The following is a 20,320-nucleotide window of genomic DNA, read 5'->3' as shown; positions in this document are numbered from 1 at the left end:
GAAGTGCCATTAGAGCTCATCCCTAGTCAGCTCCCCAACCGCTTCTACAGTGCAGTCATGGACAAACGTCTTTTCACAATAAGGGCAGGCTATTTCCTCTTCTTCTCCCATATCTAAATATATTAATGGATGGCCGGAACCCTCATCATTCTCATCACCATGACAACAAACTTTTCTATTATTAACCCTCACTTTTGACATGCTGCTCCTTTAGCTTATAACATTTTATATATTGAATATACCCATTCAGAAATAAAAAACAACAAGCACTATTCTCCATTTTTTATCCTATTCAGGTTAATCAATTCGTTTTGAACACCTTTTGATACAAATTTGCTAACATCTTCTCCTAATCTTGCTATTTCCTTTACAAAGCTTGATGAGATAAATTGAGTATCTTCAGAAGCAGGAAGAAATATGGTTTCGATTTCAGGAAGAAGTTTATAATTTACCCAGCTCATTTGAAACTCGTAATCAAAATCCGATACTGCTCTTAATCCCCTAATAATAACAGAAGCATTCTGCTCTTTGGCAAACTTCACTAGCAACCCATTAAAAGATATAACATCTGCATCAATTCCTAGCCCTTTGATTTCATTTTCAGCCATGCTTGTGCGTAGCTTTGTGTCAAAGGCAGTATGCTTATTAACGTTTTCTGCAACTCCTATTATTAATTTATCGACTAGTTTACACGCTCTTTTGATTATGTCAAGATGCCCAAAAGTTATAGGGTCAAATGTGCCAGGGTAGATTCCTATTTTGTCATTAATGTTCATCCTTTATTTTTATAAACTACTTTAAAAACTTTTGATAGACATAATAACATTTTTTATCTAAAAATAAAAGTATACAGTTGGCCTGATAGCTCAGTTGGTAGAGCAAAGGACTGAAAATCCTTGTGTCGCTGGTTCGATTCCTGCTCAGGCCACCTTCTCTTTCTTACCAAATTTACCTTTTTGTTGTAAAACGTTCTATAATATGTTATGATATTGATATAAGTGTTGAGAGGGTAAACTATATGTATAGATATTATAGCAGAATATTTAATATCTTATTAATTATAGTTCTATTATTAAGCAATATTACTTATGCTGGCGTTAGTGAAAAACCGGCATCTCAACATGTAACCAGAAAAGAAGAACCAGCGTCAACTGTCTTGACGGCAGAAAATACAGTAAATAATGACATAGTTGTTGGTTTGTTGAAAACGGAAGAAGCACATGAGCTTGGGCTATCTCAAAATATCTACGAGATGTTTAATAACTTTGGAGTTAAAACCGTACTCATTGACTACAATAAAATAATTAACTTAAAAGAAATCCAAGAAAAGTCGCTTATCTTTGCAAAACAAGATGAAACATTGGCAAAGAAGCTAACATTAGACCGAATAAAAGTTGAAGTTGCAAAGTTTGTTAAAGAGCACAAAATAAATAGAATATTTATTCCGGATAATTTACACTCAGCACCCACTCCTTGTCGCCAGCTTGTTACTGAAGCAATTGTAAAAATAGTGGATGATAACCCTGCAATTCATTTACTTGGCATATGTGAAGGCATAATGAATGCAAAGGGAATTGAAGTAGTGAGTGTTGTGAGTGATGAAGAGAAACGAAGATCTCATTTAAAATCAGCACCTAATCCACAGAAAGAGGATGTACCTCTCCAGCAGATAAAGATCGTTCCAAATAGTCGTTTAGCAGAAGTAGTAGCCAAATTCCTAATACCTAATGAAAATGGCTGGTTTTCAACATATTTTCCAGATGCTCATTCAGGAGCAGTAAGTAATACACCAGAAAATAGAAGAAAATTGGAGTCACTTGGATATAAAGTTGCAGCATTTTCCAGTGAGGGGGTAATAGAGGCTATTGAAGATAAGCATGGTAATGTTCACTTTCAAAGTCATCCAGAAGCCCTTGTTGTGAAGTCAGATAAAAACCTCTATTTATCAAATCACAAGGAACGTCAAGTGTCTACACTAGTTGCTATAGCGATTATGAATGATTTTCTTTATCGTGCTTAATGGCTATAGCTTTAGGCTTACCGACGATTTGATAAACGATAGATTTGTCATGTATCCGTTCAGGCAATGGCGTCAACTTAAGGAAAAATATCAGCGATAGTGTATAAAATTTCTCTCCAAATTTTTTATCATTAAATTATCCAAAGAGTGCAAGGGACAGCACTTTTGTTTCTATTTTATTGCAACAAAAAAGTTTAAAATGTGTCTTTTTTAGGTGAGGCATGCAAAAAGGAAAAGATCTTATCTTACAAATTAAAAATGCAATATACTCGAAAACTTTTCAGAAAATCCATTGTGTTGAGTTTTACACGAACAAGAAAACTTCCTTTTTCGACAGTATTTTCTATGATTTTAAAGTTAGTTAAAAAAAGTTTGGGAATAGAATGTGAACTTATGGAGCCATTGACATGTACCCTCAAAGCAAGCTTTTTCTAAAGCAAGGTATAAGATTTGCCATACAGGCTTTCAAGAATTTAAGCATCCAAACAGCCTATCAGGATGAACCTGAGTTGGAGAGGCTATAGACTTATTGCAGCAGATGGTTCTGGTATGAGATTACCCAGCTCTGGGGAATTTGTATCCGAGTTTGAACCAAATGGAAACTGACCTTACCCAGAAAAAGTGGAGAGAAAGTTTGGAATGTTTTTCACAAAGAGAATGATGAATCAAAATGCTCAGGAATGCAATAGTTAATAGTGACGTTGTTTGTTATAAAAAATTTCTATGTATTCAAATATTGCAGTTCTAGTTTGTTGAGCAGAGTGTTGTGAAGTATCAATAAGTATTTCTCTTTTCAATGAGCTAAAGAAGCTTTCCACAACAGAATTGTCGTAACAACAACCTTTATGACTCATCTATGTTTTTTATGGATAAGAGATATTGATAACCTTGCGAAGTATATTGTGAACCTTGATCACTATGTAATAGTAGATTTTTGGCAGGTTTACGCTTGTTAACGGCCATTAATAAAGAGTCCATAACCAATTGTTTATTTATTGAACTGCTCATTAACTACCATGCGTGAATATAGATCGATTATTGTTGCCAAATATAGCCATCCTTCTTTGGTTTTTATATAAGTAATCCCATACTTTATTTGGTTGATCGACAATAAAGTTTTGGTCTAATATATTGGGAGCTACGACTCTACTGTCCGTTTGTTGTTTCTTAATTTTAAATTTTCTTCTCAATATAGCCTGAATACCATTTTTCTGCATAATACTTTGCACTGTTTTTAAGTTGCAACTTTTACCCAAAGCCTTTAATTCAGCATGAATTTTAGGAGCTCCATATCTACATTTAGAAGCTTGATATATTTTTTGAATATCTGCTAATAACTCTTTATTTGCTGATTCTCTACTGCTTATTTTCCTTGTAGTCCACTTATAGTAGCCACTAGCAGAAAACCCTACATAATTCCTGCACTTTATAGTGTTTACTATGCTCTTTTATGAAAAAATATTTTACTCTTTTTGACTGGCCAGGGCTTTTTTTAAAATGTCTCTTTCTCTTGTTACTTTTGCTAACTCTTTCTGTAAATCAAATCTCTCTTTGTCATAAGGTGCTACATCTGGAAATGCATTTGCCGCTGACTTTTTTTCGTTATATTTCTTCATCCATTTTCCTAATACACTATCCCTTATTCCTAGATCTCTTGCTACTTTTGCAACTGGTTGACCTACCTTTCTTTGTTCATTTGCCAGCTTAACAGCTTCCAATTTGAATTCTGCCGTATATTCTCTTGCCATTTCTAATCCTCCAAAATTTTATTTTACCCGAAAAAACTCCTTTCTTTCTCTCCACTTTTTCTGGGTAAGGTCAGTATGGGAAAAGGTGAAAGATGTACTAAAAAACCCAGAGATGATAAAAAAGGAATACCAACGTAGAGTATTAGAAAATAAAAATGATGAATCATCAGAGAAAAAGTTTGCAAGAAGAGAAAATCAAATAAAAGAAGGTATCGAAAAATTAATGGAAGATTATTATAGTCAAGAAAATGCAGGAGAGAAAGGATATATAAGCGAGGAAGAATTTAAACAGACAATGAGAAAAATGAAAGAACGCTTACAAGGGATAGAAGAAGAGAAAAAAAAGGTAGTTGATCAGAAGGCAGTAGAAAAAGGAATAAGTCTTATTATAAATAGCATAAAGAATTTTTATTCTAGTGTAAAATCGAACCTGGAACAGCTAGATTGGCAAACTAAGCGCGGCATTATTAAAGCATTAATAGGACAAATTAACATTGGTTGTGATCAGGTAGAAGTAGGATTTCAGATCGAAGAACCAGCACAGGATGGGGGAATTCTTAATTTGTATCATTGTACTACACATCATAATAAGGGGGTTGGCAAAATGTGTCAAGCAAGTTTTTTCGTTTCTATAAATCTGGATTTCAGCGTTATGCGCTGGAATGACAACGTGAGGTAAATTTTTCAACATCCCAAAATTACAGAATTCAGTCTGTTTAATTAAGCATACGCGTCAAGTTAAGGAAATAAAGGTATGAAAGAGATAGAATAATAAGGTATAAGTTCTCCCAGATATACTTTTAGTGAGAGAACCAATGAATAAAATAACTTGCTTATCAAAAAAGCTCAAAGAATTTTTTAATGAAAAAGCAGAGAAAATCTCAATTACAACAAGGTTTATAAAAAGAAAGAGAAAGCTAAAAGGTTCATCATTCGTAAAAGCCATGGTCTTGGGTAATATAGGAGTTGATAATTGTAGCGTAGAAACAATGTGTCAATTACTAAACGAGGACTCGATAGATATAACAAAACAAGGTTTGGATTTTAGATTTACTGAAGAAGCAGTGGAATTTATGAAAAGGATGTATAATGAATCTGTGATTCTCTTTAAAAATATCTTGCAAGTTGATTGCAAAATCTTACAGCAATTTAATAGTGTTAAATTATTGGACAGTAGCTATATTACTCTACCTAACAGTATGGAAGAGATGTATAAAGGTTATGGTACTAGCTACAGTGGCTATGAAAGCAATACTAAGTCTGGAATAAAGTTACAATTAGTTTTCGACTACATGAATCAGATAATAGACCAACTTAATTTAACGGAGGGGGTAAGATCAGACCAGGGATATAGGAAACATTTAAGTAATATATTAAGCAATGATTTGCTAATATCTGATCTCGGTTATTTTGTGCCAAGTTCTTTTAAACAAATCAATGAAATAGGAGCTTATTTCATAAGTCGTTATAAATCCGATACCAACATATATGATGTAGAAACAAATCAAAAAATGGAGTTATTAGAATGTTTAGAGGATAAGTTATTTTTAGAAAACGAGGTATTGTTAGGAAAAGAAGCAAAAATTAGAGTAAGAATTATATGTCAGAAACTAACTGAAGAACAGTCTATGGCCAGAAGAAGGAAAGCTAATAGATTAGCAAGATCGCAGGGATATACATCCTCTAAAAGAAATCAAAAATTGTTGAACTGGTCAATATTTATAACTAATGTTCCAGAAAATAAAATTAGTGCTGAGCAAGTATTAACGATTTACAGAGTAAGGTGGCAAATTGAGTTATTATTTAAATTGTATAAAAGCCATATCAGGCTTGATAAGCTAAAAGGAAAGCCATGCAGAGTATTATGTGAACTATATGCTAAATTGTGCGCAATTCTTATATTTCACGGCATAGTTGGTTGCACAGAAGTGAAAAAGAATACAGAACTTAGCTTAACAAAGGCATTTATTGAGCTAAAAAGGCGGGTTAGAGAGTTATTTTTAGTATTAACCAAAATTAATAGTTTAAAAGCATTTCTTAAAAAACTCACTATAACTTGGTCGCGATTTTCATTAAAAGACAAACGTAGAAGGGCTAGAGTATCCACTTTAACCTCTCTAAATTTGCTCACAATCTCTTAACTTGACGCGTATGGTTTAATTAAGTGTGAACTGTTACACGAAAATTTTGTAAACAGATTAATATACCCTGTTTTTGCTATTCATCTAAAAATGGAACCATAGAGTACGTTGAGGAGCGTAAGCAAATTTTAATGCAAAAATTACTATCAAAAAATAGATTATGCAAGAGGTCTAATTATTCTGCCGCAATTTTGCTCTATCACACTTGCCACATTTAATATTCCAGCTTCATCATAATAATTTCCAATCACTTGCAAGGCAAGTGGTAAACCCTCATTGGAGAGCCCAACAGGAACAGAAATAGCAGGCAATCCTGCCAGACTTGCCGGCACAGTAAACACATCATTGATGCACATAATTAGCGGATCTGGCTTTTCATTTAAGCCAAAAGCTTCTGTTGGAGCAGATGGCACAAGTATGTAATCTATTTTTTCAAACGCTTTTATAAAATCATTTCTGATTAATGCCCTGATACACTGTGCTTTTTCGTAATATTCATTGTAATGACCTGAGGAAAGCGCATAAGCGCCAATTAAAATTCTTCTTTTCACCTCTTTACCGAAACCTTCTGCTCTTGTTAGTGAATACATTTCTTCAAGGGTATCAGCATCAACCCTGAACCCATAACGCACACCGTCATAACGAGCAAGATTGGATGAAGTTTCAGCAGAACAAATTAAATAATAGACTGGTATTGCATATTTAGTATGTGGCAGAGTAACGTCAACAACTTCAGCGCCATTTTCTTTTAAATAGGAAGCAACTTTCTCCCAATTATGGACTATTTCCTCTGAAATTCCATCCATCCTATATTCTTTTGGTATACCAATACGCTTACCCTTGACATCACCATTTATAAAGCTAGAAAATTTAGGCACTGGCTTTTCGCTTGATATTGAATCTTTTGTATCATAGCCACAGATTGCTTCCAGCATTAATGCTGAATCAGAGACAGAACGAGTAATGACTCCTGCTTGATCTAGAGAACTCGCAAATGCAATCATACCAAAACGCGAGCATCTTCCATAAGTTGGCTTTATTCCAACCACTCCACAATAAGCTGCTGGTTGGCGCACAGATCCACCGGTGTCACTCCCTAGTGCTCCAGCGCATAAAAATCCAGCCACCGATGCTGCAGATCCACCAGATGATCCACCAGGAACAACTTTTTCCCCATCGCTTTTTCTAATCCACACATTTTCAACAGGGCCAAAATAGCTATTTGTGTTCGCAGAACCCATAGCAAATTCATCCATATTAAGCTTACCGAGCATGGCTGCTCCACTTTTTAAAAGCAAGTCAGACACCGTAGATTCGTAAGTCGGAACGAAATTTTCCAGCATTTTTGAGCATGCTGTTGTTTTTATTCCTTTTGTACAGAATAGATCTTTGATGCCAACTGGTACACCCATGAGCGGCGAGATTAAATCATCCTTTTGCCTAGAGAAATGTTCATCTGCAGCTTTAGCAGCTTTCATTGCTATCTCTGGGGTTTTTGTTATAAATGCATTTAATTTCTCATTTTCAACCGCACTGATGTGCGCCTCTACGAGTTCAACGGCAGAAAAACTCTTTTTTTTGAGCCCGTCATGCATTTGTGTAATACTTAACTTTCTTAGTTCATTCATCAATATTTAATTTTTAGCAAGACGTTAATTATAACATGGCACGATAAAAAATCCATACATTTATAGTTACAGCTAGAAATGTAGCTAAGGTAACTTAGATTCACCGACAATCGTCATCCCGCTACTTGTTAGCGGCTAAGAGATACCACAGCGGTATGACGTAGAAGCTATACTTTTATACTCACCAACTCAGTATCCAATCCGGATTGTATCTTAAAAAGGTCAAAAGACTATAATAAGCAAAGGAGTGATACTGTGTCTGAGTGAAAATCGTTGAGATCCCAGTGTCTGCTGCTTGCATAGCATTTATTTACAAAAAAATAGTCATGCAAGAGACTTTGCTTGGATATTTGATATAATTTAGGTCTATTAAAGCAAAAAATACTAACATGAATGAAGTGATAACATTTGGTTGTCGTCTAAATTTTTACGAGAGCGAGTTAATCAAAGAAGCATTAAAAAAAGCAAAGAGAGAAAATGTTGTTGTGGTGCATAGCTGTGCAGTGACAAACGAAGCAGAACGTCAGGTAAAGCAAAAGATACGTAAGATTTACAAAAATGATCCAAATAAAGAAATTATCGTAGTTGGTTGTGCTGTTCAGTTGGATCCAGAAGTTTACAGTAGCATTCCTGGTGTAAGTAAAGTGCTCGGTAATCAAGATAAGCTAAAAGCTGAAAATTACTTACTAAATGACGATAAAATCTTGGTCAGTGATAACCAAGTAGAACCTGTTCTAATTAATGGATTTGAAGATAAGTCAAGGGCATTTATTGAAATTCAAAATGGTTGTAATCATAGCTGCACATTTTGTTCAATTACTGAGGCAAGAGGGAATAATCGATCTGTGCCAATAAACAGTATTATAGAGCAAATCAGGATCTTTGTAGAAAATGGATATCAAGAAGTAGTGTTTACAGGGGTTGATATTACTGACTTTGGTACAGATTTGTTGGGTAAGCCATCACTTGGTTCAATGATTAGGAGAGTTTTAAAGGATATACCAGAGTTGAAGAGGCTAAGACTTTCCTCTATCGATGTTGCTGAAGTTGACGACGAATTAATGGATTTAATAGCTAATGAGTCAAGACTTATGCCTCATTTACATTTGAGTCTACAATCTGGTAATAATTTAATACTAAAGAGAATGAAGCGTCGTCACAACAGAGAACAAGTGATAGAATTTTGTCATAAAATGAAGAGCTTGAGGCCTAATATAGCATTTGGCGCTGATATTATTGCTGGATTTCCAACAGAAACTGATGAAATGTTTCAGGATACAGTTGATTTACTGAAAAAAACAAATATAGTTTACCTACATGCTTTTCCATATTCAGAGCGGAAAAATACACCTGCTGCACGAATGCCACAAGTACCAGAGAATGTGCGTAAAGAACGAGTAAAAAATTTAAGAGAAATGAATAGAGAAATGATGAGCAGTTTTTGTCAATCCTTGATCAACACTAAGCAAAGTGTTCTGGTTGAGCAAAATAATGTCGGTAGAGCAGAAAATTTTGCATTAATAAAGCTTGAATCAAAAGCTCAAGCCAAGAGTATTGTGAAAGTTAATGTTAAAGGAGTGGAAAATAATTATCTAATTGGAAATATTTTTTCTTAATTTTTGTACATTGAAGAAATATACGATATAGTAATTATACTGTAAATGATAATTGTGAATTCATTTATGATAACTAGAATATCTATTACTTTATTTTTGATTTTCATTTCATGTGTCTATTTTTTTATTACTTATATTAGTAATGATACACACATTGAGCAAGTACAACCCTTAAAATTAGAAACAGACAATAATAAAAGTGTGATACGTTCTGAGGAGGTTACTGCAAAAGAAATACCAATAAAATATCAAGAACTTGAAAGTAGTCCACCTTCTGTTTTCCAAGTAGCTGATCAGAAAAATATGTGGTCACGTATTGCAGATCAAGCTGAGCCTACAAAAGAAAAATCAAAAAAACTTGATTTTTATGTTAGCGCTAACGGTGGTAAGGTATACCATGATAATTCAGAAATATTTGTAAAGGGTATAAAGGCAATAGGGGAGAGAGTCCTAACTTTAGTTGAAAGTCATTATGGTTTTATAATAAAAAATATAGTGGCAGATGAAATTAAAAGTATACAGCAATTTGATGGTAAAATTGATTTCCAGTGGTTTAGCAGCATGTCTTTAGGTTACTATGCTGGAGAAAATGGTAAAATTGATTTTGAAGCCGCGTATTCTATAGCCAATATTGAAGATAGTAATTCTCCTCCGGTATTTGATAAATCAGCAAGTATATTTGCGTTTTTGTTAAACTTCTATTATAATCCCAGCGTTCAGGATACACAATTTGCTCCGTACATCGGTCTTGGTATAGGACCAACAGTTTTTAGATTAAAAAGGATTAATGGGTCACCCCAAAATTCAATGCCACTGAATGTTCCTTGGTTTGCTTATCAAATAAAACTTGGTGTTGATTATTCAATAATCCCAGAAATCAAAACCTTTCTCGGCTATCGTTACTTTAGCGTTCCGATACCTGTTGCAGATGACATATCTACTCACAATATTGAAGTTGGTTTGATATTTAATTTTTAGTGATAATTTAATATATATATAAATTCTTATCTTTTCTATCTAACAAACCAAATGTTGGTACGATTGTTGCTTTTAAAAAAATGACAGTTTCTACTGTTCTAATATTATTCGCTAGCCTTTTTGATTTCTGATGCAATAAGCTTTGCTTATCTTCTCTATGTTCTATAAGCCCGCCGATTACCATAATTTCACCGCTCTTAATTTTTAACATAGAGTTCATTTCTCTGATTTCAACAATTGGAATGTCGCTATTTAATTTCATTTTACTCTGCTGTGCGACGTACTCTATATCTGGATCTTTAGTGTAGCCGTTAATTCTTGATAAAGTTGGATGTATATCCATGAATATTTCACTAGTATCAATGTTAATGCTTGGGTGGATTATTAGCACAACACCTATTGGGACGCTATTCATCTTGGTAATTAAGGTCTGATTAGAGTTTCTAGTATCTTTTTGTATATCAGAGGTAAAATAAATATGGTTTTTAGTAAATGAAATCATCGCTTGCTGATTATTTATAGCATGTACTCTGGGGCTTGAAATTACAGTTGAAGTGCCAAATTTGTCTAAATTTTTTACTAAATCTCCTAGATCATTTGCACCAAAGTTCATTGCTAGGTTAATAATGGAGTTATCTTGATTTATTATAGACTTAGTTCCATCTTGTAAGTCATTTAAGTTCATACCAGAAAGGTATTTGTCATCTAGCACAACTTCAACTATTTTTGCCTCTATCATTACTTGAGAAGACGCTAACTTCTTAACCTTATTAATATATTCTTCAACAGCTTTGTGGATATCTTTTCTAGCATTCAAAATAATAACACCAGCTTCTCTGTTGGATGAAAGGAATTCGCCATCATCCACCCCGTTAACATCCATTATTGCATTCAAGCCTTTTTCTAATGAATTCCATAAGTCACTACTGTATTGAGACTTCATAACATTGTTATAGTCCCTATCAACGTTACTTCCATCACTGTTAGTAATATTGTTATTAATGACGAAACTGCTTTGAGCAGAATGTTGAATATTGATGAAGTCTACGTAATAATTTTGTGCGTATGGCAAGTCCTGCTCAATTCTAATTACACCATTACTTGTTGAGTAACGCAGTTTGGCGCTATTTGCTATACTCTGAATTACTTCGTTTATATCCTTATCTTTTAGCTTTAAAATAATATTACCTGATATTTTTGGGTCCATATCCAAGTTAACGTCAGAAAGTTTTCCTATCTCAATCAGCAAATCCTTTACTGATACTTCTTCACTAACATTAATAGAAATAAGCTGATTACTGATTGTGAGATCGGGAAACTCTATTGGTAAAGGCATAATTTCTGGTATTGCCGGTTCATTAATCTCCAAAGAGGTGTTATATTGTTGCAACGGATAATCGTGCTTATAATTGTCTATGTTAATAGGATATTGCTTGGTAGGTAGATGTGTGCAAGAAATAATGAAGAGGAGTATTAAGCATTTAAAAATAGCCATTAGAACAGCATACAAAATCTATACTAATAGATTTCTATAAAAATATTAAAAATGTATTTAATCTCATTTTCATCGAGCAGATAATTGTCGTGTATTAGCTTTGGCTATGTATTTTTTGTATACTCTTCTTGTACTTAAATGTAGACCAGCATAGCCCTAATTTTTTTATATATTGTACTTCTTTCTCTGTATTTAATAATAGGCTTGAAAATAAATGGTAAGCCTATAATTGTTAAGCTTAGAGCTAGGGTTGAAAGTATACAACAGGCTTTGTGTTTACTATGTAGCTCTTTCAGATAAAGCATCAAAAATCTACAAAATTTTTTGTAATTTTCTTCGATGTTTTTTTTGCTATGAGCCTTGCTAATGAACATATCTATTGCGGTATGACCGTTATTGCACTTAATGTTAAGGTCTGCACCTTTTTCTGTTAACAACTGAGCTATATCAAAATAATCCTTTTGAACAGCAAGATGTAGAGGTGCAAAACCTTGTTGCTCACAAATGTTCATATTGGCTCTAACTTCCAATAACATTTTCACAATTTGTGTATGGCCTTTTTTAACTGCGAGTAGCAAGGGAGTTCTGTTACATTTAGTAACAGCATTAACGTTTACCTTAAGCTTCAATAAGAGCTTAACTGTTTTAGTGTTACCATTATGGCTAGCTTTATGCAGCCTAGCGTTACCATTAAAATCTTGATCGTTTGCTTCTATTCCCTTTGAAACAAGAAATGTTACCATTTTTCTATTATTATGCTCAATAGCGCAATCTAACGCATCAAAACCATGGTTGTTTTTTGTGCAAAAAAACTCTTTAAGTTTAATTTTATCGTTACTTGCTTGCTGTTTTTTTGCAATAAGTTTTACTATTTGCATTTTGTTGTTATACGCTGCTAGGAAAAGCGTAGTGTTATTTTCTGCATCTTTGGCTTCTATATTTGCACCTTTCTTTATCAGATATTCTATAATTTCTGCTCTGCTGTCATAATGTGCGGTGCATTGATAAATGGTTAAAAACAAAGGAGTACGAAAATTGTTATCTTCACATTCGAGATTTGCTCCGCTATCAATTAAAATTTGGACGCTTTTTTTAGAACCGTATAGTGAAGCTATATGAAGAGGAGTATAGCCCTCTTTGGCATCTTTTTCATTAATTTTTGCGCCTTTTGTTATCAAAAAATCTATTAATTCCGTGTCATCTTGTAGTGCAGCAAGGTGCAGTGGAGTGAATCCATTTTTATCCTTGGAATTAATTGTCAGTTGGTTAACAAAAAGTTTAGCAACTTTCTTGTGTCCATGCATAATGGCGTAATGCAGAGGGTTTCTATTTTCGTTGTCTACGACATTGAAATCAGCTTCGTGCTCTAGTAATGACTTTACTCCAACTAAATCGCCTTCTTTTGTGAACTTATGCAAGAGAGTGATTCCACTTGCATCTTTTGAGTTAATATCAAATCCATTTTCTACTAATTGGTTTATATCTTCCTCACGCGCCATATCACTTAAATCTCTAATTAAACTCTTTTCGCGTTAATAATACTCCTACTTGATTAAGTTTAAATGAATCTGTGAGAAATGGCTAGTGCATTCTTGCATAACAAACTTTTGGCAGCGCATTGGATGAAACGAAAAACTTACTTGACAAACTCCGCCAGCCCTCCTATCATGAAACTGAAGCTATTTATTTATCTTCGCAATCTCTGCAGTGGATTAATGACAAAAAACTTAATGTATTTGGCGTAAATCATGCTTAATTTTTTGCACTATGTGCACCTCATGTCTTTATAAAACTTTTAGGTTTCTACCTATACAAGCCGAAACGCGCTTATAAAGTGTTTAAGACAGTAAAAGACGTCAAATAGACAAGGGAGAATTTGAATACTAGCTACCCTAGGGTTTCTTTGCCTTTTTTTTTATTTGGTAAATTTCTTAACATTTATAGCTAAACGACAACTGTCATTCCTGTAAAGGTCAAGTATCCCGCTACTTGTTAGCGGGATCTAGAGATACCGTGACGGTATGACGTAGGATTGCTGTCATTCTGCTACTTGTTAGCGGCTGAGATACCGCGAATGAATCGCGGTATGACGGTTAGCGGCGGCATGACGTAGGATTGCTGTCATTTCGCTACTTGTTAGCGGCTGAGATACCGCGAATAAATCGCGGTATGACGGTTAGCGGTGGCGTGACGATAAGCTCGTCATTCCGCTACGTGTTAGCGGCTAAGAGATATCGCGGTGGTATAGCTATAAATTGTTGATATCTTTTTTATATCACATTTTTAACTTACAATAGTTAGCCAGCGTTCCTTACATTAACCAAATCTTTCAAATTCTGCACTCACCACTACCTATAACTCACTTTCACGCAATATTGATCGTTCTTAAAAAGCAATCTAACATTTTTTATTCCTTGATTGCGAAGCTTTGATGCAGCTGATTTAGCAGCCTGAGCACTTTTAAAAAATGCAACATATCCCTTACTTTCTGCACTGTCTTGTTTCGGGTGACGTTTCTGCATTTCTTTTTCATATTGCTTTCTGTAATGAGGAGTATTTTGTATCAATTGTTCTGACATCTTTCTTAGGTATTGAACTTTTACTTTTGCAAGCCCAGATTTATGAAATCCTAAGACTTGAGCTGCTTTTTCTGATAAGTCTATTATTCTGCCTTCAATAAAAGGCCCTCTATCGTTAACCCTTGTAACAAGCTTTCTTCCATTTTCTAAATTAGTGACAAGAACAAAGCAGGGTAAGGGCAAAGTCTTATGCGCTGCAGAGATCAAGTGACGGTTAAACGCTTCACCATTTGCTGTAAGTGTGCCATGATCTTCTATTCCATACCACGATGCTATCCCTATCTCTTCATAGTGTTTACAGTTTTTTGGGTGATAAGTTATACCATTTATTGTGTAGCTGCTGCCAATTTTATAATGACCTGCAGTGCAGTTAAACCTGTTGCTAAAACTGCAGCTACTTATCAAAACAAATATTAGACATAGAAAGGTTAGGTTTTTTATCATTGTATTCGGTAAGAGGGTTCGATACTATGAGGATTTTAAATTATACTATAATAAATTTAGTAATGAGTAAACATCTACTGCTAAATATTAACAAAACTCAAAAAGGAATAATACATATTATTGGTATAGGTGGAATCGGAATGAGTGCCATTGCTGAAATTCTTCACAATTCCAATTGCAAAGTTCAAGGCAGTGATGCACAATCAAACGACAATATAAATAAGTTACAAAAGCTAGGTATAGAGGTTTTTATTGGTCACAATGCTAATAATATAAGCCAAGCTCAAATAGTTGTACATTCTTCTGCAATAGAATCTGATAATGTGGAGTTAATTGCGGCAAAAAATAACAATAAAACCGTTTTGCATAGATCAGACATACTTGCTGAAATTATGAAAGGTAAATATGTGATAGCGGTTTCAGGTTCAAGCGGAAAGACAACAACAACCGCTATGATTGCTTCCATTTTTGATCATTCTGGCATTGATGCGACTGTAACTGTAGGAGGGATATTAAATTCCTATAAGAGCAACTTCAAACTTGGAGGGAGTGACACTTTTCTGATCGAGGCTGATGAGTCTGATGGAACTATGCTAAAAATCCCTGCAAAGATTGCTGTCATAACAAGTATCAACAATGACCACATAGATTATTACGGCACATTTGATAATATCAAAAATGCATTTTCCCAATTCGTGAATAATGCAGGTTCTGCAGTTTTACCTGATTCTGTAGACATCGATTATGATGCGGGTAATTCTATAACGTTTGGGTTTGAGAATGGTAGCATAAGAGCCAGCAACATTAAACAGCATGCTAACAGCATAGAATTTGATGTGTTGAACAACTGGATTCCAGCATTACGTGCTGGAATGACAAAAGGAAAGTGTACAGAGATGTCATCCCAGTGCGTGACACTGGGATCCAGCCCTTTAAAAAACATAGTACTATCAAATGCAATTGGAATTCACAAAGTAAGCAACGCCCTAGCTGCAATATCAGTTGCGATAAAGCTCGGAATTAGCGATGCAGATATTAAAAAAGGCCTTTTGGAATTTCAAGGAGTAGCAAGAAGATTCTCTTTGATTGCCGATATTAAAGGTGTTAAGTTAATTGAGGATTATGCCCATCATCCAAATGAAATATATGCAACTTTAACGGCTGCACGTTCGATTACTAAAGGAAAAGTAATAGGAATTATCGAACCACTTCGTTTTGCCCGCATTCGTAATTTTTTTGATGAATTCATACGAATTTTCATGATGTTTGATTATGTCATCCTCACTCCTGTTCATCCCCCAGAAGACAAGCCTATTCCTGGTTGTGGGATTGATGATATACAAAAAGCTTTAATCAGTAATGGATTTAATAACACAAAAATTATGAATGATGCTTTGCTCATTTCACATTTTATTAGTGATTCGACAAGTCCAAGTGATATAGTATTATTTATTGGTGCTGGTAGTAATATAGCTAAATTGGCAAAGGAAACTGCAGCACTTATTGCGGAAGTTAAGGTTTAATGTAATGAATAAGATAATCAATAACGTATTTGCAAGAGAAATTTTAGATAGCAGGGGTTACCCCACTATTGAGGTAGAAATTGAGCTCTGTGATGGTGCAATAGGCAGGGCATCTGTACCTTCTGGAGCTTCAACCGGTAAATTAGAAGCCTTGGAACTCAGGGACCAAGATGAGAAAAGGTATTGTGGTAAGGGAGTGCTGAAAGCTGTTCAAGCTGTAAATGGGATAATAGCAGATGAAATCATTGGAATGAATGCAGCGGACCAAAATGCAATTGATAAAGCATTAATTGAACTGGATGGAACAAAAAACAAATCAAAACTTGGAGCAAATGCAACTTTGGGTGTGTCTCTTGCAGTTGCAAAAGCAGCAGCAAACAGTTTCAAAATGCCGCTATATAGATATTTGGGAGGAAAGCAGACGAGTGTTATGCCGGTTCCACTCATTAACATAATTAATGGTGGAGTACATGCAGACAATAAGCTCGATTTCCAAGAATTCATGATTCTTCCGGTCGGTGCTGAGACTTTCAGCGAAGCGATTAGAATATCTGCGGAGGTATTCCACAACTTACGTAGCATTCTTAAGAAAAAAGGTTATAGCACAAATGTAGGGGATGAAGGTGGTTTTGCACCAAATATTGAAAGTACTGAAGAAGCACTTGATTTGATCATATACGCTATAGAATCAGCAGGTTATTCAGCGCAAAGTGATTTTGCACTAGGCCTTGATGTTGCTTCATCTACTTTTTATGAAGATGGAATTTACAAATTTGAACACAGAGATCTTACTTCAGAAGAGTTGACTGAATATTATTGTAATCTTGTGGAAAGATATCCAATAATTTCTATAGAAGATGCAATGAGTGAAGACGACTATGAAGGTTGGAAATTACTTACTGCAAAATTGGGGAGTAAAATTCAATTGGTTGGGGATGATTTGTTTGTTACAAATTGTGAACTGATATGCAAAGGAATAGAGGAAAAAATGGCAAATGCTGTACTGATCAAGCCAAATCAAATAGGGACGTTAACAGAAACTTTTGCTGCTATTGAAATGGCAAAATCAAATGGCTATAAAGCTGTTGTTTCTCATCGCTCAGGTGAAACAGAAGACACAACAATATCTCATATAGCAGTTGCGTCAAATTGCGGGCAAATAAAAACCGGGTCGCTATCGCGTTCTGATAGACTCGCGAAGTATAACGAGCTAATCAGAATAGAAAGCGCATTAGGAAAGGATGCTAAATATTATCGTGGGTTAGCATGGGTTTTATAGACGAAGTAAAATTGTGTTTAAAAGCTGGTGACGGTGGTGATGGCTGTGCAAGTTTTCGTCGAGAAAAGTTCGTTGAATTTGGTGGTCCAAATGGTGGTAATGGAGGAAAGGGTGGAAACATAGTTTTCATCAGCGACGCTAATCTCAACACTTTGCTTCATTTTCGTTATAGAAGACACATTAAAGCAGATAGTGGAAAAAATGGTGCAGGCAGGGATAGATCTGGCACAGCAGGGAAAGACGTTATACTTAAAGTTCCAGTCGGTGCACAAATAATTGATGAAGAAAGTGAAGAGATAATAGTAGACCTTGACAAGCCTGGTATGGAATTTCAAGTAGCACAGGGTGGAAAAGGTGGACTTGGAAATACTAATTTTAAATCTTCTACTAATAAGGCACCAAGACATTTTACTTACGGTCAGCCTGGCGAAGAAAAACATGTATTATTAAAACTAAAAGTTTTATCAGATGTTGGAATTATTGGCATGCCAAACGCAGGTAAATCAAAATTTTTGACTCGCTGCTCAAATTCCGATACAAAAGTAGGCGATTATCCATTTACCACCGTAAGACCTCATTTAGGCATGGTAAAAGTGGATGATAGCGAAGTTGTAATAGCAGATATTCCTGGAATAATTACTGATGCTCACCTTGGAGTTGGGCTCGGGCATAAATTTTTAAAGCACATAGAAAGGTGTCAAATTTTACTTCATTTAATCGATGTAACTCACGATGACGTTGTTTCGGCTTATAGTTGTATCCATAATGAATTGGAACTTTACAATAGTGATCTTGTTGAAAAAGAAGAGATTGTAGTATTAAACAAATGCGACTTATTGAGGGAAGCAGAAATTCTGGAAAAGAAGAATCACCTAGCTAATTATCTCAATAAAGAAGTGCTGTGCTTATCAATTAATGGTGATTTACAGCCTATTTTAAGATTATTAAGTGAAAAATTGAAAAAGAGTAATTCTAAGGAAATCGATGTATATGATCCTTTTAAAGCGTAAATTTTCTATTTATGGATGTACAAGAATGGTAGCGTGCAACCAGAACTAAGCGTACAGCTATGCAAACATCGTGATTTGAGTCCACCAGAAGGGTGTCATCCCAGTGCCCAGACACTGGGATCCAGGAATTTTATTAAGTTGGTAAGCATAAAAGTAGCCGTTTTATGTTAAAATACAACGTTTTGATGATTATGAAAAGGCTGGATTCCAGACTGGAATGACACCATCATAAAGTGAATCAGTGTCAGCTACTTGCATCTACCATGCAAGTTAACTGAAAATTGCAATGTTCGTACACTTGACTACTTGGATCTAGTATGATTTAATTAACCAAGAAGTAGGCATGAAAAAATTATGTAGTGAACCAGTTTGCATAACACCAGGAGGAAAATATGGATAGAAAGACGAGAATAGAATCAGACAGCTTAGGGGAAGTAAAAGTACCAAGTGAACATTACTGGGGAGCACAGACTCAGCGTTCTTTAGAAAATTTTAAGATTGGCACAGAAAAAATGCCAGAGCCTCTGATTAAAGCATTAGCAATAGTAAAACTTGCAGCAGCGCGTGTTAATATGAAACATGGTGTTATAGATGATAGGGTAGGGGACGCAATTTGCACAGCCGCGAGGGAAGTAATAGATGGCAAATTTAATAATGAATTTCCGCTTGTTGTTTGGCAAACCGGATCCGGAACGCAGACTAATATGAATATGAATGAAGTGATCAGCAATCGTGCAATAGAGATTTTAGGTGGTAATTTGGGTAGTAAATCTCCAATACATCCAAATGATCATGTGAATTATGGTCAGTCGTCAAATGACACCTTTCCAACAGCAATGCATATAGCAGCAGCAGAGCAAATAAACTGCTTGCTTATTCCAAATCTTGAAAAATTGCATAAGGTGCTGGATAATAAGGTTCAGGAATTTAAAGATATAATAAAAGTAGGACGTACTCATCTGCAAGATGCAACGCCCCTAACACTAGGACAGGAGTTTTCTGGCTATGCAGCCCAGATTAAAAAGGGGATAGAGAGAGTAAAATCAACTTTAAGTGGTATATACGAGCTTGCACAAGGTGGCACTGCGGTTGGCACGGGACTCAATACTAAAAAGGGTTTTGCTGAAGATTTTGCAAAGCAAGTTGCAGGAATTACTAACCTTCCATTTACTTCAGCAGGCAATAAATTTGAAGCGCTAGCAGCAAATGATGCTTTAGTTGAGCTCAGTGGAACACTCAATACAGTAGCAGTCAGTTTAATGAAAATTGCAAATGATATAAGGTTGCTTGGTTCTGGTCCAAGATGCGGAATTGGGGAAATAATGTTACCGGAAAATGAGCCTGGTTCTTCAATTATGCCAGGTAAAGTGAATCCAACTCAGTGTGAAGCGGTGACTATGGTATGCACTCAAGTTATGGGAAATCATGTTGCTGTAACCATTAGTGGTTCAAACGGTCATTTTGAATTGAATGTGTTTAAGCCAGTGATAATTTACAATGTTTTGCAGTCTATAAGACTTTTAGCTGATGCAAGTTTAAATTTTACAGAAAAATGTGTAATTGGTATTAAAGCAAATGAAGAGAGGATAAAAGATTTACTGAATCAGTCGTTGATGTTGGTCACTATATTAAATACGCATATAGGGTACGACAATGCAGCAAAAATAGCGAAGCTTGCTTATAAAGAAAATATCACTCTAAAAGAAGCAGCAGCAAAACTTCAACTGCTCACTGAGGAAGAGTTTGAAAGGATAGTGAAACCAGAAGAAATGGTAAATTATTTGTAACCGCTCACACTTAATTCTTCAATCTCACTAATAGAAAGGCCAGTAAACTTGACAATAGTGTTAACATCAACA

At 35.0% G+C, this 20,320-nt stretch carries 19 protein-coding genes, 1 tRNA gene and 1 pseudogene; 11 read left to right on the top strand and 10 right to left on the bottom strand.

The genetic code is table 11. From position 1 onward, the window contains the following. Positions 1 to 9 precede the first annotated feature (9 nt). Together ABWU73_RS04740 and coaD are read right to left on the bottom strand one after the other, a co-directional pair. Complete coding sequence (locus tag ABWU73_RS04740; protein ID WP_006279326.1) at positions 10 to 201, bottom strand: zinc-finger domain-containing protein; 192 nt, start codon at positions 199 to 201, stop codon at positions 10 to 12. Positions 202 to 269: 68 nt separating this feature from the next. After that, the gene (coaD, locus tag ABWU73_RS04735; protein WP_006279325.1) at positions 270 to 776 is read right to left on the bottom strand and encodes a pantetheine-phosphate adenylyltransferase; all 507 of its coding nucleotides are present in this window, start codon (positions 774 to 776) and stop codon (positions 270 to 272) included. Between the two features lie 79 nt (positions 777 to 855). Here coaD and ABWU73_RS04730 point away from each other — a divergent pair. The 3 genes and pseudogenes from ABWU73_RS04730 to ABWU73_RS04720 form a co-directional block, all read left to right on the top strand. After that, positions 856 to 928: transfer RNA gene (locus tag ABWU73_RS04730), tRNA-Phe, on the top strand. A 90-nt stretch (positions 929 to 1,018) separates the two neighbouring features. Beyond that, complete coding sequence (locus tag ABWU73_RS04725) at positions 1,019 to 2,020, top strand: gamma-glutamyl-gamma-aminobutyrate hydrolase family protein (RefSeq protein ID WP_264329673.1); 1,002 nt, start codon at positions 1,019 to 1,021, stop codon at positions 2,018 to 2,020. Between the two features lie 221 nt (positions 2,021 to 2,241). Then, positions 2,242 to 2,620 (top strand): annotated as a pseudogene (locus ABWU73_RS04720) (IS4 family transposase); the annotation flags it as partial. 89 nt (positions 2,621 to 2,709) lie between these two features. On the opposite strand, the gene ABWU73_RS04715 reads toward ABWU73_RS04720, so the two are convergent. The 4 genes from ABWU73_RS04715 to ABWU73_RS04700 form a co-directional block, all read right to left on the bottom strand. Continuing rightward, entirely contained in the window at positions 2,710 to 2,874 is a 165-nt protein-coding gene (locus ABWU73_RS04715; RefSeq protein WP_080717614.1) for an IS3 family transposase, read from the bottom strand. After that, positions 2,864 to 3,028: a DDE-type integrase/transposase/recombinase gene (locus ABWU73_RS04710; RefSeq protein ID WP_156768661.1), complete on the bottom strand. Its 165-nt coding sequence runs from the start codon at positions 3,026 to 3,028 to the stop codon at positions 2,864 to 2,866. Before ABWU73_RS04710 ends, ABWU73_RS04715 begins: the two co-directional genes overlap by 11 nt. Further along, positions 3,028 to 3,336: an IS3 family transposase gene (locus ABWU73_RS04705; RefSeq protein ID WP_238514268.1), complete on the bottom strand. Its 309-nt coding sequence runs from the start codon at positions 3,334 to 3,336 to the stop codon at positions 3,028 to 3,030. Before ABWU73_RS04705 ends, ABWU73_RS04710 begins: the two co-directional genes overlap by 1 nt. Positions 3,337 to 3,483: 147 nt before the next feature. Then, the gene (locus ABWU73_RS04700) at positions 3,484 to 3,768 is read right to left on the bottom strand and encodes a transposase (RefSeq protein ID WP_038198869.1); all 285 of its coding nucleotides are present in this window, start codon (positions 3,766 to 3,768) and stop codon (positions 3,484 to 3,486) included. A gap of 85 nt (positions 3,769 to 3,853) precedes the next feature. Here ABWU73_RS04700 and ABWU73_RS04695 point away from each other — a divergent pair, with 85 nt between their 5' ends. After that, positions 3,854 to 4,447, top strand: coding sequence for a hypothetical protein (locus ABWU73_RS04695; RefSeq protein WP_244226866.1), 594 nt, complete (start codon positions 3,854 to 3,856; stop codon positions 4,445 to 4,447). Between the two features lie 136 nt (positions 4,448 to 4,583). Further along, the gene (locus ABWU73_RS04690; RefSeq protein WP_264339118.1) at positions 4,584 to 5,909 is read left to right on the top strand and encodes an IS4 family transposase; all 1,326 of its coding nucleotides are present in this window, start codon (positions 4,584 to 4,586) and stop codon (positions 5,907 to 5,909) included. Positions 5,910 to 6,067: 158 nt separating this feature from the next. Here the strand turns inward: ABWU73_RS04690 and gatA are convergent, their stop codons facing one another. Then, complete coding sequence (gatA, locus tag ABWU73_RS04685) at positions 6,068 to 7,537, bottom strand: Asp-tRNA(Asn)/Glu-tRNA(Gln) amidotransferase subunit GatA (RefSeq protein WP_010962643.1); 1,470 nt, start codon at positions 7,535 to 7,537, stop codon at positions 6,068 to 6,070. Positions 7,538 to 7,926: 389 nt separating this feature from the next. Here gatA and mtaB point away from each other — a divergent pair, with 389 nt between their 5' ends. Together mtaB and ABWU73_RS04675 are read left to right on the top strand one after the other, a co-directional pair. Beyond that, the gene (gene mtaB / locus ABWU73_RS04680) at positions 7,927 to 9,153 is read left to right on the top strand and encodes a tRNA (N(6)-L-threonylcarbamoyladenosine(37)-C(2))-methylthiotransferase MtaB (RefSeq protein ID WP_264329674.1); all 1,227 of its coding nucleotides are present in this window, start codon (positions 7,927 to 7,929) and stop codon (positions 9,151 to 9,153) included. 66 nt (positions 9,154 to 9,219) lie between these two features. Beyond that, on the top strand, positions 9,220 to 10,131 hold the full coding sequence (locus tag ABWU73_RS04675) for a P44/Msp2 family outer membrane protein (protein ID WP_264329852.1): 912 nt from the start codon (positions 9,220 to 9,222) through the stop codon (positions 10,129 to 10,131). A gap of 7 nt (positions 10,132 to 10,138) precedes the next feature. Here the strand turns inward: ABWU73_RS04675 and ABWU73_RS04670 are convergent, their stop codons facing one another. The 3 genes from ABWU73_RS04670 to ABWU73_RS04660 form a co-directional block, all read right to left on the bottom strand. Continuing rightward, the gene (locus ABWU73_RS04670; RefSeq protein WP_015588942.1) at positions 10,139 to 11,626 is read right to left on the bottom strand and encodes a type II secretion system protein GspD; all 1,488 of its coding nucleotides are present in this window, start codon (positions 11,624 to 11,626) and stop codon (positions 10,139 to 10,141) included. A gap of 134 nt (positions 11,627 to 11,760) precedes the next feature. Beyond that, a complete protein-coding gene (locus ABWU73_RS04665; protein WP_012673105.1) occupies positions 11,761 to 13,125 on the bottom strand; it encodes an ankyrin repeat domain-containing protein in 1,365 nt (454 codons plus the stop codon). Positions 13,126 to 13,974: 849 nt separating this feature from the next. Beyond that, entirely contained in the window at positions 13,975 to 14,649 is a 675-nt protein-coding gene (locus ABWU73_RS04660; protein ID WP_209472799.1) for a septal ring lytic transglycosylase RlpA family protein, read from the bottom strand. Between the two features lie 26 nt (positions 14,650 to 14,675). Between ABWU73_RS04660 and murC the strand changes: the two genes are divergently transcribed. The 4 genes from murC to fumC all read left to right on the top strand — a co-directional run bounded on the left by murC (position 14,676) and on the right by fumC (position 20,248). Next, the gene (gene murC, locus ABWU73_RS04655; protein WP_038250394.1) at positions 14,676 to 16,172 is read left to right on the top strand and encodes a UDP-N-acetylmuramate--L-alanine ligase; all 1,497 of its coding nucleotides are present in this window, start codon (positions 14,676 to 14,678) and stop codon (positions 16,170 to 16,172) included. Positions 16,173 to 16,176: 4 nt separating this feature from the next. Beyond that, the gene (eno, locus tag ABWU73_RS04650; RefSeq protein WP_010082238.1) at positions 16,177 to 17,451 is read left to right on the top strand and encodes a phosphopyruvate hydratase; all 1,275 of its coding nucleotides are present in this window, start codon (positions 16,177 to 16,179) and stop codon (positions 17,449 to 17,451) included. Continuing rightward, complete coding sequence (gene cgtA / locus ABWU73_RS04645) at positions 17,439 to 18,461, top strand: Obg family GTPase CgtA (RefSeq protein ID WP_006280016.1); 1,023 nt, start codon at positions 17,439 to 17,441, stop codon at positions 18,459 to 18,461. The genes eno and cgtA overlap by 13 nt, the downstream gene beginning before the upstream one ends. 392 nt (positions 18,462 to 18,853) lie before the next feature. Beyond that, positions 18,854 to 20,248, top strand: coding sequence for a class II fumarate hydratase (gene fumC / locus ABWU73_RS04640; protein ID WP_264329675.1), 1,395 nt, complete (start codon positions 18,854 to 18,856; stop codon positions 20,246 to 20,248). Positions 20,249 to 20,320: the final 72 nt, after the last annotated feature.

This window comes from Wolbachia endosymbiont (group A) of Andrena helvola (assembly GCF_964028415.1).
GTDB classification, from domain to species: domain Bacteria; phylum Pseudomonadota; class Alphaproteobacteria; order Rickettsiales; family Anaplasmataceae; genus Wolbachia; species Wolbachia pipientis.
The sequence above is the reverse complement of the archived record's forward strand: the minus strand, read 5'-3'. Positions and strand labels throughout refer to the sequence as shown.